Genomic DNA, 14,073 nt, shown 5'->3' with positions numbered 1-14,073 from the left:
AGATCAAGTCCGCACCAGCGTAGTGGCTGTTCTCCGGCCTCCGACCAGGGTCCGTGCGGCCCGTCAGTTCGTGCAGAGCTGGGAGTGCAGGGTGTCGTGGGCCCAGCGCTCGAACCGCTCGGGCGTCCAGCCCCGGTCACGGGTGAACACCAGGTAGAGCTCCGGGCTGAGCACGCCGTACAGCAGGTCGGCGGCGTGGGACACCTCGGGGCGTGCCCCCGGCTTGGCCATCAGGCTGTCCGCGGCGGTCCGTGTCACCGTGTAGCGCGGATCCCGCTCGTCGGGCCACATGTCGGCGATCTCCGGGTCGGTGGCCACGGCGATCTGCAGCACCTTGGTCATCGGAGCCACCCGCTCCAGCACCGCCCGGGTGCCCGCCACGTAAAGGCGCAGGTGTTCCTGAGCGGTGGCGGCGTCCAGCGCGTCGCGGAACCACGGCCGGTCGAGGGTCGCCACGGGACGGTCGTCGCCCGCGATCGTGACGTCGACGAGCTCCTTGAGCAGGCGGCGTTTGTTGCCGAACACGAAGTAGACGGTCTGCACCGCCACGCCCGCCCTGTCGGCGATCTGCTGCAGCATGGTCGCGCCATAGCCCTGCGCCACGAACAGCTCCCCGGCGGCCTCCAGGATCCGGCGCCGGGTCTCGGCGGACTTCTGCGCCTTCTTGTTGGGCTTCCTGTCCTCGCTCACGAGGAGCAAGGCTAGCCGAACTCTAGATGCGGACTACAGAAGGGCCGGGGCGCCTCTCCCGGGAAACGAGGAGGAAACATCCACTCGGCCATAAAGGACGGCGAGGGGAGCTGGCGCGCCTGCCGGGGCCGGGTTCGACCCCGGCCCCGGCAGTCGTGTGCCACCCCGGCGACATCTCACCGCCCGGGCCGCGCGATCTGAGGAGACATCATGAAACGTACGACGGCCGCCCTGGCGTGTGCCGCGCTGCTGACCCATCCCGCCCCCGCGGCGGCCGCCACCCCGTCCGGGATCGGGGACGTGCAGCGGGCCATGGAAGAGCTCGCCAAGGACGCCGGCGTGGTGGGCGTCATCAGCGAGGCGTTCCACGACGGCAGGCGCGTCGGCCGCGGCTCGGCCGGCTCCCGCCTGATCGGCGGCAAGGGCGGCAGGATCCCCTCTGACTCCCGCTACCGGGGCTGGTCGCACACGAAGGGCATGACCTCCGCCGTGATCGCGCAGCTGGTGGAGGAGGGCAAGCTCTCGCCGGACGACAAGCTCGGTGACCTGCTGCCGGTCGTCGTCGAGAAGGACCTGGTGGAGCGGGCCGGCGAGATCACCGTGGACCACCTGCTCAAGCACACCTCCGGCGTCCCCGACTACGGCGGGAAGCTCGACCTCTTCGACCTCACCTACCACTCACCGATGGATCTGCTGAAGGTCTCCCGAGGGCTGGAGCGCGAGCAGGAACCGGGCGAGAGGTTCTCCTACTCCAGCACCGGCTACGTCCTGCTCGGCCTGATCATCGAGAAGGAGACCGGCGACAGCCTGGGCGCGGCCTTCGCCAGGAGGCTGTGGAAGCCGCTGGGCATGACCAGCACCTACCTGCCCACCAGACCCACGCAGCGCATCAAGGGTCCGCACGGGCACGGCTACTACCCCGACGACAAGGGCAGGTTGCGCGACGCCGACCGGCAGAACGCGACCAACCAATGGGCGGCGGGCGGCGTCGTCTCCACCGCGAAGGACCTCGCCGCCTTCTGGCGCTATCAGGCCGGCAAGCGGCCCCCCAAGGAGCAGCCCGGCACGTGCATCGGCATCGCCGCCCTCGGGTCGGGCCCGGGATCCCTCGCCTATCTCTTCACCACGGAGGACGGGCGCTCGCAACTCGGCGTGAACATCACCCTGAAGGTCCCCAACACCAGCACCGGCGACCTGCCGGACAAGGTGCTGGAAACCGCCGAATCACTGCTCTGCCCCGCGCAGTGACGGGGCCCATCGAAAGGAACCATCATGAAACGTGCGACAGCGACCGGCCTGGCCGGGTTGGCCTGCGCGATGCTGACGTTGGGCGTCACGGCACCTGCCACCTCCGCGGAAACGGACCGCCCCCGGCTGGGCAACGTGCAGAAGGCTCTGTCGGAACTGGCGAAGAGCTCGAAGATCGTCGGCGCGATCGGCGCGGTCTACGTCGACGGCAGGAAGGCCGGCAAGGGCTCGGCCGGCACCCGCCTGCTGAACGACAAGGGCGGCAGGATCCCCGCGGGCGCCCGCTTCAGGGTCGGCTCGCAGACCAAGCTGATGACCCAGGTCGTCATCATGAAGCTGGTCACGGAGGGCAAGCTGTCGCTGGACGACAAGCTCGGTGACCTGCTGCCGGTCGTCGTCGAGAAGGACCTGGTGGAGCGGGCCGGCGAGATCACCGTGGAGCAGATGATCCACCACACCTCGGGCATCCCCAACTGGTACACGAAGGAACTGGTCGACTTCTTCGACTTCGACACCTACTACCCGCCGCTGGAGCTGGTGAAGAAGTCGCGCACGGTGAAGCGGTCGCAGGAGCCGGGCGAGAAGTTCTCCTACTCCAACACCAACTACATGCTCCTCGGGCTGATCATCGAGGACCTCACCGGCCACTCCGTGTCCCGGGAGTTCGAGCGGCGCATCTTCGATCCCCTCCACATGGACGACACCTACCTGCCCACCAGGTGGCCCGGCGGCATCAAGGGCCGGCACGGTCACGGCTACTATCCGGACGACAAGGGCAAGCTGCACGACTTCGACCGTCTCAACATGAGCTACGGCTACGCCGCCGGCGGCGTGATCTCGACCACCGACGATCTGAGCACCTTCCACCGGGCGTTCGCCCTGGACAAGGTCCTGACGAAGGAGGAGAAGGAGGCGCTCAACGCCGGACGCCCCGCTCCCGAGCCGAAGTCGTCCGAGGCCCCGTCGCGGAAACCCGCCGATTCGCAGGTGTGCGGCGGCGAGTACGGGACCACGAAGGGCGGCTCGAGCGGTTTCAGCGCGCTCACGTACAACTCGCGGGACGGCAGTGTGCAGTTCGTCCTGTCCGTCACACTCGGCACGAACAACACCGATCCCACCATCGACCCGCTGGTCAAGAAGGCGGCCGAGGCCGTGCTCTGCCCCGAGAGCTAGGCCTCGCCGGCCCGGGAACGCGCGCCCGCGTCCATCGGCGGTCGTGCGCCACGCCCGGCGAGACCTGTCGGCGCCTCTCCATGCCGCATCCATGGATCGGACACGCCTGCGTCCCGGGCACCCGCCCTCAGAGAACATGCCGTTATATCGGTCTCATAGCCCTTTCATAGCGCTCATCTCTATCGTCGCTTCCTGTTGGAGCCGACACCGAACCGGCCCATCGACTGAATTGTTCGATCCCGGCCGGAGGTGCGAGGGTGTCGCAGGGTGCGTACGATGACCTGCTTCAGTTGCGGCAGAATGTCGCGACGTTGGTCGTCGAGTCGCGGATCGTCATCAACAGTCGTGGGCGGTCCCTTTCCGTTCCCTTCTCGCCGGCGTGGGCGGAAGCGGCCGAGGCCCTGATCACCGGCACGTCACGAGCAGAGTTTCTGTCCGGCGCGGGCGGCGGGTTGAACGCGGACGTCCAGGACACCGCCGAACGATTCCTCGAGGCGCTGGACGGCATAGGGGCGCTCCAGTCGCCGACCCGGCCGACGAGCGTCCCTGCCGCCGTGCTGGAACGCCATGCGCGCTCCTTGCGCTACTTCGGCGCGTACGAGACTTCGGACGTCGATCGCTTCGGATATCTCGAACGGCTCCGTTCGGCGCGCGTTTTCGTCCTCGGACTGGGCGGAGCCGGAAGCTGGATCGTCTACCAGCTGCTGCTGGCCGGCATCGGCACCATGACCGCCGCGGACGGCGACGTGGTCGCGGTCAGCAATCTGAACCGGACGGCGCTCGTGGACGCGGACGATGTCGGCCGGCCCAAGGCAGAGGTCCTGCAGGAGCGCCTCTCCTCGCTCTTCCCGGACGCCGACCTGCGATTCGAGCAGCAAATGATGGCCGGCCCCGAGGAAATCGCGGTGGCCGCGCACGACAGCGACTTGATCATCGGAGCGGCGGACACCCCGCACCGGACCATCCGGCTGTGGGTGTCGCAGGCGTCGCTGCGCCTGGGTGTCCCCTCCATCCAGACCGGGGGCGGGCGGGTCGGTCCGTTCTTCGTGCCGGGACGATCTGCCTGCGCGGGCTGCCTCCAGGCGATGTTACTGGCCCGTGCCGGCCAGGCCGGTGCCGCCGTCCTCGCCGATCTCGACCGGTTCGCCCTGGTCGCGGCCAGCACGCTCTCCCCGCAGCCGTGCGCCGATTCAGCGCTGCTGGTCCAGGAGGCCGTGCGGCACCTCGCCGGACACCAGGAGCCGGCCACCCTGAACCAGGTCATGCAGAAGGGCCCGAACCTTCTGGACGGACATTTCCTCAAGCTTGCTCCGCGCGACGACTGCCTGATCGGTTGCCAAACGCACGGGGCATGAAAATGAACCTTTCTTTCAGATGGGAGGTGAACAGAATGCAGGAAATCGTTGTCTCGGACGAGGTCGTGGAGATGTACGACGTGCTCACTGAGTGGGAGTACGGCATCGACTAACCACTTCTGAATATGGTCGCCTGAGCGCCGCGCCTATCGGCGCTCAGGCGACCTTCGAACTCTACGGCCGGCAACGGTGGGCGGCCGACGCGGGGAAAAGGATGCTGCACGAAAACGACGTCAACGATCTCGTCAGGCGGACGATGCGTGTTTCCCTGCCCCTGTCGGTGACGGTGCTGGGCGACGGCCGCGTGGCCGTGGTCGAGGGCCATGGGGTTGCGGAGCGCGTGGTCGTCCGCGCACCGGACCGCGATGACCTCCATAACGTCCTCGGTGGCGGCGTCCGCCGGATCCTTGGCGACGCGGGCGGCCGCCTGCTCGCCGAGATCGGCGGCGGCTCGGCCTCGGCGGCGGTGGTCGCCCTGCCCTCCCTCGCCCGGGTCACTGACCTCGCGGACGGCGAGATGCCCTGCGTCGTCGGGTCCCAGCTCTGTGTCATCGGCCCGGTGGGAATACGGTTCCCTTCGGCGGAGCCCGAGAAGAAGCCCTGGGAAGCGAGCGGTCTGGGTGAGATCGTCTCCCAGCTGGTACGCGCGGTGGGGACCGCCGCAGTGGCCTGGGTGAGCGAGGATTCCGCAGGGTTCCATCTGCGGATCGTCTCCTGGCACGAGAGTGAACCGGAGATCACCACGATCACCCTAGACGCCCGGCCACAGGACCTGGCGGTCTCGCCGGCCGGGCGGCGGATCGCGTTGGTGCTCCGCGGCCGGGTGATCCTGGTCGAGGACGGCCGGGTCGTCGACGTCCCGGACGCCAGGGCGGAACCAGGGATCTGCTGGCTGGATGAGGAGAGGCTGTGCTGGATCAGCCGTCAGTGGCCCGACTCGGCGCTCGTCACACACTCGTTCGATGACGGCAGCCGGACGAGTGAGGTCTTCGCCGGGTGGACCTTGGGCCGGCTGTACCGCTCGGGTGATGCTGCCGCAGCGATCGCCACCCGGCACCGCAGGCCGCCGATGGCGATCGAGACGGCACGCCTGTCGCGTGCGGATCTCTCCCACCCGGAGTTCGGCTCGGTCGAGGTGTCCGGCGGCTCGCTGCGCATGATCACCTTCCCGCCCGACCGTCCGCCCACCGGCCTGGTGATCATGCTGCGTGGCGGTCCGTACGGCGAGTGGCTGCCCGGCTGGGATCCCATCGTGGAAACGATCGAGGAGAGCGGCTGGGTCGCCGTCCAGCTGGAGTCGCCCTACACCGCGGCCGTTCTCGGCCGCCTCCCGGTCTTTCGCCGGGGCCAGTTCGGTACGCGCGACGCGGCGCTGGTGGCAGAGGCGGCTGGCGCCTTGACGTACCGGTTCGGCCTGAACACCTCTCAGACAACCTTCGTCGGGCACAGCTACGGTGCCTTCCTGGCCGCCCGCGCGACGGCCCACCTGGGGGCGCCGGTCGCCGGGCTGGTCACCATGAACGGTCCGTGGACCACGGGCGACCTGCTGGCCATGGGCGCCGACCCGGCGACGGGGAACAGCCTTTTGAGCAGGTTCCTCCGCCAGGCGTTCCCCGCGGACACGCAGCCGCCCGCTCCGGAGCAGGAGGCTCGCGATCTTCCGAAGCATTGGCGGGTCATTTATGGCACTGCCGACACCACGGCCTCCGCGGCGATCACGGAGCGAGCCGTCAACCGGGACAGACCGTCGGCCGTGCTCCGGCTCGACGGTGAGCCGCACATACCACGACGTCGAGAGTCCATCGCCGAGACGATGCGCTTTCTGGACACGTGGCTCAGAGGAGTTGGTTCGTCATGAACGCCAAGGCGGCGATGGCGGCGCTACGCGGCTACGCACCGCCCAGTGAACGCACCGCGCTCGCCATCCGCCTGCGGCACATGGCGGCGGCCGGACAGGACGAGGCGTGTGCCACGTATTTCGACCTGCGCTCCCCGTCGCCGCGGGCGCCGTTGCACGCGCGCACCACGTACCTGCTCGCTGACCTGCTGGTCAACGGCGGGACCAGACTTCCGCTGCCGATGGACACCATGGTGCCGAGCCGGTGGCGCCTGCTGGTCGCGGCCGGCTTCGGCAGGTTGCGGGACATCGGGCTCACGCTGGCGCCCTCCGCCGCCGCTGCGCCGGGCTCCCTGCTCGGCCGGGTCTGCGCCGGCATCGCCGAACCGCGCCGGCTACCGGACAACGCGTTCCGGCAGGCGGCGCAGATCCTGTGGCGGCTGGGCGCCAAGCAGAGCGTGCTCGATCTGTACGGGGTCGAGCCCGAGGCCGACCTGATCACGGCCATGGGAAAGAGCGACCGCCCGTCCGAGGTGGCCTCGACCTTCTTCCTCCAACATGGCACGAGCGACGGGCTTGAAGAGGCGCTGCTGGATCGGGCCACGGACCCCACGCTGATGCACGCTGAACGCGTACGCCTCACCCGCTTCGTGCTGGTCCGGCGGGGGAAGGCGCGCCGGCCGACGGGCGACCGGCTCAGCCGTGCCTACGCGCTCGGCACGGCGATCCTGCAGGATCTCGCGGACGACACGGAGATCGACGAGTTCTCATCCGCCATGCTCCGCAGCACCTTGCACCGGGCCATGGCGTTCCGTCCCTTCCTCGACGGCCAGGCGCAGGCGGCGCTCGATCACCTGCTTGACGCGGACGCACTGCTGGCCGCGCAGCGACCGGACGACACCGCGCTGCGGTTACTGCTGCAGGACCACCACTTTCCCGCGCTCGAGACGCTCAGCCAGACCGCCGGCATGGTGGGCAGGCATGAGCTGGCAGCCCAAGCGGCGCATCGGCTGGTGGCTCTGGATCCGTACGACGCTCGATCATGGTTCGCCCTGGGCAAGGTGATGATCGGCCGGAACGACCCGCTCGGCGCGGCGGCGGCCTTCACCGCGGCGGCCTCGTGCGAGTTCGCCCAGCAGGCGCGGGCCTGCTACTTCGCGGCCGTTGCATACGCGGAAGCGGGCCTGACCGGCACGGCCGGACACTGGTTGCGCCGCTCCGCGGCGCTGGACCCGACGCCCCCGGCCCTCGAATCGCTCAGCCGTACCCTCTAAGGACAACCATGCCGTCCCCCGAAGCCGCCGCCCGGCCACGCCTTCCGCAGCACTTCGTCCTCACGTGGTCGGCGCTGGCCCTGTCCGCCGCCGGCGATCGGCTGTTCTTCGCCGCGGTGGCCTGGTTCGCCACCGCCCAGTACGGCGCCGCGGTCGGGACGCTCTCCGTCGGCCTTGCCCAATTTCTGCCGAGCGCGTTGCTGGCGCCGTTCGCGGGCGTGCTGGTCGACCGTCTGCCGCGGCACCGCCTGCTGGTCTGGTCGGACGCGGCACGGCTGACCGCCTCGCTGGTCCTCGCCGGAGTGCTCTGGTGGTTCGGGCTCTCCCTCGGCGCGATCCTGGTCAGCGTAATGGTGCTCCGGGTCGCGGGGATGTTGTTCCAGCCGGCGTTGAAGTCGGCGCTCGGGACCGTGGCGCGCAACGAGGGCCAGCTGATCCGCCTCGATGTGTGGGTGCTCGCGGCCGGTATGGTCGCCGGCCTCTTGGGGCCCGGTCTGGCGGCGGTGGCAGTGACGGTCGGTGCGGCCACCGCGATGTTGATGAATGCCGGAACGTTTCTGCTGTCCCTCGCCGCCATGATCCGGGCCCGGCCGCTTTTCGCGCCGCAGGAGGCCACGCTGGACCGGGCGTCGTTGCGCCAGGCGTTCCATGGCTGGTGGAGCTCGGCAGCGGAAGGGCTCGCGGTCGTCCGTACGGATGCTGTGGTGTTACGGGTGGCGCCCACCCTGCCGGTCATCGACCTCGCCGCCGCCGGATTGACGCTTCTCCTGCCCGCTGTCCTGATGGGGCATGGGTACACCGGCGGATACTGGTACGGCCTGCTGACCGGGACGTGGGCGGCAGGCCGTTTCGCGGGGCTCTTCCTGACCCGTCGGTTGCTCGTGCACTCGCGCAAGGGCCCGGTCCTGGCTCTGAACGCCGTCGTCCAGGGTTTGGCCATGACGGGAATCGCCGTGGTCGACTCTCCCGGGGCGATGCTGGTGCTGTTCTTGCTGCTCGGTGTCCCGTCCGGGTGCGCGTCGGTCTGCGTGTCGGTGTACATCCAGACGAAGGTGCGAGAAGAGGTGCGCGGCCGGGTCTTCGCTCTCCTGGGCGCCGTCGTCGCGGCGGCGATGCCGCTCGGCCCCGTGGTGGCGGGCGCGGTCGCCGCCATCGATTCCGTGCCGGTCGCGATCGCCGTTCTGGGCGGCGTGCTGGCTGCCACGGGTCTCATCCCGCTGTTGAGCGGCCGGGTGTGGAACGCGGAATGACCGCTCAGCCGCGCCGCCGCCGTACCAGGAAGAACGTGCCGGTGAAGCACAGGAGCCCGATTCCTAGCCCCACGCCTCCGATGACCAGGTATTCCTGGTCGAGCGGGGGATGGGCGATGGGTGAGTCGACCGGCCCGTCGCCGAAGTGTTTCTCCCCTTCGTACGCCGCCGCCTTCGGCTCGGCGCCCTTGGTCGTGGCCGCCGCCCGCACCGCGCGGTCCGCGTTGACCATTCCGTGGCCGAGGAACAGGGTGTAGCCGTTCGGGGGCTTCGTGGCGGTGCGGACGAGGATGTCGCGCACCTGCCGCGGGCTCAGATCGGGATTGCGCGACAACATCAGCGCCACCGCGCCCGCCGCCAGGGCGCACGCCGGCGAGGTGCCCTGGATCACCCGATAACCGCCGGTGTTGTGGGCGCTGCGGATGCCTACGCCCGGCGCGGCGATGGCGATGTACGAGCGCACCTGTGAGAACTCCGCGCGCCGCCCCTCCGGGCTGACGGCGGCCACGCCGAGTACCCCGGCGTGCGCGGCCGGGTAGGACACGATGTTGTTGGAGTCACTGTCGTGTGGCCGCCCACCGTTGCCCGCGCCGGCGAGCAGGATGACGCCCTTGCCGATGGCGTAGTCGACCGCCGCGGCGACATCCTCCTGATAGGAGAAGAAGTGGTTCCGCTCGTCGGTGCCCAACGACATCGAGATGACCTTGGCGCCCTTGTCGACCGCGTAGCGGATGCCTTCGGACAACGCTCGCTGCCCTTCCAGCATTGCTTTGCTGGGCTTGCCGGTCTCGGCCAACCTTTTCATGGCTTCTGTGAAGTCCACCCGGGCGGGGTCCTCGTCGTCATGAATGACCCTTACCGACAGCACGCGGGCTTTGGGCGCGACGGACAGGACGTTGGAGGCCATCGCGGTGCCGTGCTTGCCCCAGTACGACTGTCCCGGCTTTGCGCCCCCGCCGATGAAGTCGGGCCCGCTGGTCACCCGCCCCTTGAACTCCGGGTGTGTGGCCACCACCCCGGTGTCGAGCACCGCGACCGTGATGTTGTCCCCCTGGCTCGACTGGTGAGCCTCCGGGACGTCCATGACGTTGAGCTCCCAGCCGGTCGGCGCGTTGGCGCGGGCCGGCGCGGCCGCGGTAAGGAGCAGGGGAACGGTCAGTATGGCCGAGACGACACCTTTGCCTATCACGGTCTCGCCTTGTCGATCTGGGCCGCCAGATGGGCGGAGATGCTCTCGGACAGGCCGTCGGACGCTTTGGCCCACGGTGCCCGATCGGCGTTGTCGTCGCCGTCTCGATCACCCCAAGGCTGGGGGATCTTGCCCGGTCGACGCCCGTCGACAGGGCCTGCGGTGGCAGCGACGAACAGCTGTGCATTCGGGACCTGCACCGAGTAGGCGCCGCTGCCCGCCCGCGCGCTGTTCGTCCATTTGGTGCCGGGCGCGGCCAGAACCCGGATGCCGTAGTCGCGCTTGTCGTGCTGCGCTTGGTCAAGGATGGCATCCAGGTCGTTGTCGGCGTCGGGTTTGCCGAACGCGATGATGACCACGGTAGCTGCGGTCCCTCCCGAGTCGTTGACGTAGCTGGCGCGCATCGCTGCCATGCAGCCACGCTCGGCCGCCTCCTCTGCCAGCGTGCCGGCGAGGGCCTTGCCGCACGAGGTTTCGGACGACAGGGCGGCTCGAGTCCAGCCCTTGCTGCCGGACTGGTCGCGCCGTTGCGGATCCCACATACCGATCGTCGCGGGGAACAGGGTCTCCGCCGGCAGGTTGCGCCACAAGTTCGTCACGTACTGCTTGTTGAGAATGTTCTGGTTGCTGTTGGAGATCGCCTTGGCGATGACCCCGCCGCCCACGAGCGTGCACACCAGCCCGAATCCGGCGATCAGCACGCCGAGGACGATCCGGATCGGGCCGGGCTTGCCCTGCGGTGCGGGCGGCCGCTGGAATGGAGCGCCGGGTGGGGCCTGCCCCGCACCGGGCCATGGCCGCTGGTGGTGCTGTGGCGGTTGTTGGTATCCGAATGGTGGCGGCTGCCGCCCACCTGGCGGGTACCCCATGATGGCTCCTGTCGCGTGGCTTCGCGATCACGGGCGCGGGTACGGCCAATCCGGCGACGCGGCGTTCCCCCGATCGCTGACGTGCGCATGGCACTTCAGCCACATTCTTAACCATGGAGAGGGACGCCGAAGGAGGAATCCACGGTGGCTTGGCCGAATTGGTGGGTGATGTGTCCTTTTCTCGCTATGAACGGTCAGTCCTCATCCAACCCGGCGTCGATCACCTGGCCAGGCATGAACTCACCACCTGCTTGACCACTGGGGATTCGATCCGGATTCGTTGCTTTGACCGTCACATGTCAGGTGTGCTATAAATCTTGCCGCCGAGCGGGCAGATATTTTTCCCATTACTTAGTGTGCGCTCTCTATGGTCATTTCCCGCGAGGTCATGGTGTCATGAGACGACGCGCGAGCAGTTCGCCCATGGCTGGCGCATGCTCACCAACTGGTCGCGCCTGCGTCGCCGCCTCCCGGGAGCGCGATGACGCCCGCCAGACCGGCTAGGGGTAGCTCTCCCCGGCGACCGGCCTCTTGCCCCGCAGCAGCGTCGGCACGGTGACCAGGTGGTAACCCCGCTTCTTGAGCTCCTTGACGACGCCCGGCAGGGCCTTCGCCGTCGCCGGGACCACGTCGTGCATCAGCAGCACGCCGTCGCGCTTGGCCAGCCTCAGCACGGCCGCCTTGATCTTCTTCGGGTCACGCAGCTTCCAGTCGAGCGTCGTGCCCGTCCACAACACCTGCGCGAGGTCCGTCTGCGCGGCCAGATTCAGCACCCGCTCGTCGGTGTGCCCGTAGGGCGGGCGGAACATCGCGGGCCGGTGCCCCGCGGCCTGCTCGATCACCCGCTGGGTGACCTTGAGCTCGTCGAGGATCCTGTCGTCGTTGTAGGACGGCAGGGAGGCGTGGGCGTAGGTGTGGTTGCCGATCGCGTGCCCCTGCGCCAGGATCTGCCTGGCGAGCTTCGGGCGTTTCTCCACCTGCTTGCCCACCAGGAAGAAGGTGGCCTTCGCGCCCGCCTTCCTGAGCGTCTTGAGCACGGCGGGCGTGGTCGCGCCCGGTCCGTCGTCGAACGTCAGCGCCAGGCACTTGACCCGCTTGCAGTCGACGGCCGCCTGGGCCGGGAGCGAGGTCGTGGAGGTCAGGGCCAGCGAGGCTGCGAGCACGGCTTGGATCACCACAGAAGACAGCCTAGAGCCATCGCCACCCCCGGAAGTGCCGCCCGCACATCACTTTCCGGGCACTGTCCTCATACCAGCCGGGCACGCAGGAACAGCGAGACGCCCTTGCGCGAGCCCACCGGCAGATACCTCTCGGCGCGGACGACCGCCGACAGGCCGGCGTTGACGAGGAACGGCGTCCTCTTCAGGTCGCTGCCCGCCGACCGGCGCCGGTGCCGCAGCACGAGCGGGCGCAGCAGGACGTTCCAGCTCCAGACCCGGTCGACGGTCAGCCCTGCGCGGCGTACCACGCTGACCAGCGACTCGCGGCCGTAACGCCGTACGTGGCCGACGGCGTGGTCGTGCGCCGACCACAGCGCCATGTCGCTCGGCACCGCGATCAGGGCGTGCCCGCCGGGCGCCAGCACCCTGGCGATCTCCTCGGTGACCAGGTGGTCCTCGCGGATGTGCTCGAGCACGTCGAAGGCGGTCACCAGCCCCATGCTGCCCGACGCGAACGGCAGCGCCCTGGCGTCGGCGTGCACGGCCCTGAGCCCGCGCTCCCTGGCCAGTTCGACCGCCGTCTCGCTGTAGTCGGTGGCGGTGGCGTCCCAGCCGGCCTCGACCAGCACCCGGGTGTTGCCACCGCCGGCGGCGCCGATGTCCAGCGCCCGCCTCAACGGGGCGGGCTGCGGGCCGAGCTCGCGCAGCTGCCGGCGGAGGATGGCCCGGCGCTCGCGATACCACCAGTGGCTGTCCTCGAGCTCGATCAGGCGGCGGATCTCAGTCGTCTCCATCGATCATTTCCTCGGGAAGACCCAGCGGTCCAGGGCCGTGAAGCGGATCAGGGTGAGCAGGCAGTACGTGGCGACGACCACGCCCACTTCGGCCAGCCGTCCGGAGCCTGGGGGCACCTTGAGCACGGCCACGGTGGTGAGGGCATAGTTCGCGAGGAAGAGCAGAAATGCTCGGAAATGCACGGTGGTGCGTTTCCTGAAGGTCCATCGGCGGTTGGCCTCGATGTTGATGATCCCCGTGAGGACGAGCGCACCGAGATTCGTCATGGCCGGTGACCATATATCGCGCAGCGGGAGATAAATGAGGGTGTACAGGACGACGGAGAAGACACCTATCGCCGCGAACGACAGGAATTTCGCCAGCGTCACCGCCCGCGGCCGGGTGACCACCGCGTCCGGATGCGTGGGCCTCGGCTCCGACCGCCGCACCGCGACCGAGGCCCGGCCCGTCGACATCGACCAGGCGACCCTGGCCAGCCCCTTCAGATCGTCGAGCGCCGTCCGCACCACGCGCACGCGCGAATCGGTGTCCTCGATCCAGTCGACCGGCACCTCGTGCACGCGCAGCCCGTTGTGCTCGGCCAGCAGCAGCAGCTCGGTGTCGAAGAACCACGCGTCGTCCTCGACCTTGTCCATCAGCGGCCTGACCACGTCGGTCCTGGCCGCCTTGAAGCCGCACTGGGCGTCGCTGAACCGGACGCCGAAACCATACCTGAGCAGGGCGTTGTAGGCGCGCGACACGACCTCGCGGCGCAGCGAGCGGCGGGTGCGCGCGCTGTGCGCCAGCCGCGTGCCGATGGCGATCTCCGAATGCCCGCTGGCCACCGACGCCACCAGCGGGAACAGGGCGTCGAGGTCGGTGGACAGGTCGACGTCCATGTACGCCACGATGTCGGCGGGGCTGTCGCGCCAGGCCGCCCGCAGCGCCGCGCCCCTGCCCCTGATGTCGAGCCGGCGGGCGTGCACCAGGTCGAACTCCCCGGCCAGCGCGGTGGCGACCCCCCAGGTGCCGTCGGTGCTGCCGTTGTCGACGATCGTGATGCGCCAGGGCAGCGGGAAACGTTCGTCGAGAAACCTGGCCAGCGTGCGTACGCAGCCCGGCAGAGCGCGCTCCTCGTTGAGCACGGGGATGACGATGTCCACCCACGCCAGCCGGTTGGCGGCGTCATCGGCGAGGCGGGGGCGCGGCTCCAGGGCGGCACGCGTGTTCATAGAATCCCCATCTGTTAGCTCG

The 14,073-nt window shown here is 69.2% G+C and carries 12 protein-coding genes; 6 read left to right on the top strand and 6 right to left on the bottom strand.

Annotated features, from left to right (window positions below):
* Window positions 1-63 precede the first annotated feature (63 nt).
* Window positions 64-690 (bottom strand): TetR/AcrR family transcriptional regulator, encoded by a 627-nt coding sequence (locus ACTWPV_RS21045; protein ID WP_347646561.1) that lies wholly within the window; start codon window positions 688-690, stop codon window positions 64-66.
* Between the two features lie 210 nt (window positions 691-900).
* On the opposite strand from ACTWPV_RS21045, the gene ACTWPV_RS21040 reads away from it, so the two are divergent.
* The 6 genes from ACTWPV_RS21040 to ACTWPV_RS21015 all read left to right on the top strand — a co-directional run bounded on the left by ACTWPV_RS21040 (window position 901) and on the right by ACTWPV_RS21015 (window position 8,827).
* Entirely contained in the window at window positions 901-1,938 is a 1,038-nt protein-coding gene (locus ACTWPV_RS21040) for a serine hydrolase domain-containing protein (protein ID WP_443153098.1), read from the top strand.
* A gap of 24 nt (window positions 1,939-1,962) precedes the next feature.
* Window positions 1,963-3,111 carry a serine hydrolase domain-containing protein gene (locus ACTWPV_RS21035; RefSeq protein ID WP_443153097.1) on the top strand — a complete coding sequence of 383 codons (1,149 nt, stop codon included), beginning with the start codon at window positions 1,963-1,965 and terminating at the stop codon, window positions 3,109-3,111.
* Window positions 3,112-3,368: 257 nt separating this feature from the next.
* Window positions 3,369-4,466 (top strand): ThiF family adenylyltransferase, encoded by a 1,098-nt coding sequence (locus ACTWPV_RS21030; protein WP_443153096.1) that lies wholly within the window; start codon window positions 3,369-3,371, stop codon window positions 4,464-4,466.
* A gap of 91 nt (window positions 4,467-4,557) precedes the next feature.
* The gene (locus ACTWPV_RS21025; RefSeq protein WP_443153095.1) at window positions 4,558-6,324 is read left to right on the top strand and encodes an alpha/beta hydrolase family protein; all 1,767 of its coding nucleotides are present in this window, start codon (window positions 4,558-4,560) and stop codon (window positions 6,322-6,324) included.
* Window positions 6,321-7,577 (top strand): hypothetical protein, encoded by a 1,257-nt coding sequence (locus ACTWPV_RS21020; RefSeq protein WP_443153094.1) that lies wholly within the window; start codon window positions 6,321-6,323, stop codon window positions 7,575-7,577. The genes ACTWPV_RS21025 and ACTWPV_RS21020 overlap by 4 nt, the downstream gene beginning before the upstream one ends.
* An 8-nt stretch (window positions 7,578-7,585) precedes the next feature.
* Window positions 7,586-8,827, top strand: coding sequence for an MFS transporter (locus ACTWPV_RS21015; protein WP_443153093.1), 1,242 nt, complete (start codon window positions 7,586-7,588; stop codon window positions 8,825-8,827).
* 4 nt (window positions 8,828-8,831) lie between these two features.
* Here ACTWPV_RS21015 and ACTWPV_RS21010 read toward each other — a convergent pair whose 3' ends face one another.
* From ACTWPV_RS21010 to ACTWPV_RS20990, 5 genes are all read right to left on the bottom strand, one after another.
* Complete coding sequence (locus ACTWPV_RS21010) at window positions 8,832-10,016, bottom strand: S8 family serine peptidase (RefSeq protein ID WP_443153092.1); 1,185 nt, start codon at window positions 10,014-10,016, stop codon at window positions 8,832-8,834.
* Window positions 10,013-10,717 carry a hypothetical protein gene (locus ACTWPV_RS21005; protein ID WP_347646569.1) on the bottom strand — a complete coding sequence of 235 codons (705 nt, stop codon included), beginning with the start codon at window positions 10,715-10,717 and terminating at the stop codon, window positions 10,013-10,015. The genes ACTWPV_RS21010 and ACTWPV_RS21005 overlap by 4 nt, the downstream gene beginning before the upstream one ends.
* A 668-nt stretch (window positions 10,718-11,385) precedes the next feature.
* A complete protein-coding gene (locus ACTWPV_RS21000) occupies window positions 11,386-12,063 on the bottom strand; it encodes a polysaccharide deacetylase family protein (protein WP_443153091.1) in 678 nt (225 codons plus the stop codon).
* A gap of 68 nt (window positions 12,064-12,131) precedes the next feature.
* On the bottom strand, window positions 12,132-12,839 hold the full coding sequence (locus ACTWPV_RS20995) for a class I SAM-dependent methyltransferase (RefSeq protein WP_347646571.1): 708 nt from the start codon (window positions 12,837-12,839) through the stop codon (window positions 12,132-12,134).
* A gap of 3 nt (window positions 12,840-12,842) precedes the next feature.
* The gene (locus ACTWPV_RS20990) at window positions 12,843-14,051 is read right to left on the bottom strand and encodes a glycosyltransferase (RefSeq protein WP_443153090.1); all 1,209 of its coding nucleotides are present in this window, start codon (window positions 14,049-14,051) and stop codon (window positions 12,843-12,845) included.
* Window positions 14,052-14,073 lie beyond the last annotated feature (22 nt).

The organism is Nonomuraea sp. KM88 (assembly GCF_052245635.1).
GTDB lineage: Bacteria > Actinomycetota > Actinomycetes > Streptosporangiales > Streptosporangiaceae > Nonomuraea.
The sequence above is the reverse complement of the archived record's forward strand: the minus strand, read 5'-3'. Positions and strand labels throughout refer to the sequence as shown.

Excerpts from the sequence above, each read along its gene's own strand:
- ACTWPV_RS21040 (WP_443153098.1), top strand. The coding sequence starts at position 901 with ATGAAACGTACGACGGCCGCCCTGGCGTGTGCCGCGCTGCTGACCCAT.
- ACTWPV_RS21035 (WP_443153097.1), top strand. The coding sequence starts at position 1,963 with ATGAAACGTGCGACAGCGACCGGCCTGGCCGGGTTGGCCTGCGCGATG.
- ACTWPV_RS21020 (WP_443153094.1), top strand. The coding sequence starts at position 6,321 with ATGAACGCCAAGGCGGCGATGGCGGCGCTACGCGGCTACGCACCGCCC.
- ACTWPV_RS21015 (WP_443153093.1), top strand. The coding sequence starts at position 7,586 with ATGCCGTCCCCCGAAGCCGCCGCCCGGCCACGCCTTCCGCAGCACTTC.
- ACTWPV_RS20995 (WP_347646571.1), bottom strand. The coding sequence starts at position 12,839 with ATGGAGACGACTGAGATCCGCCGCCTGATCGAGCTCGAGGACAGCCAC.
- ACTWPV_RS20990 (WP_443153090.1), bottom strand. The coding sequence starts at position 14,051 with ATGAACACGCGTGCCGCCCTGGAGCCGCGCCCCCGCCTCGCCGATGAC.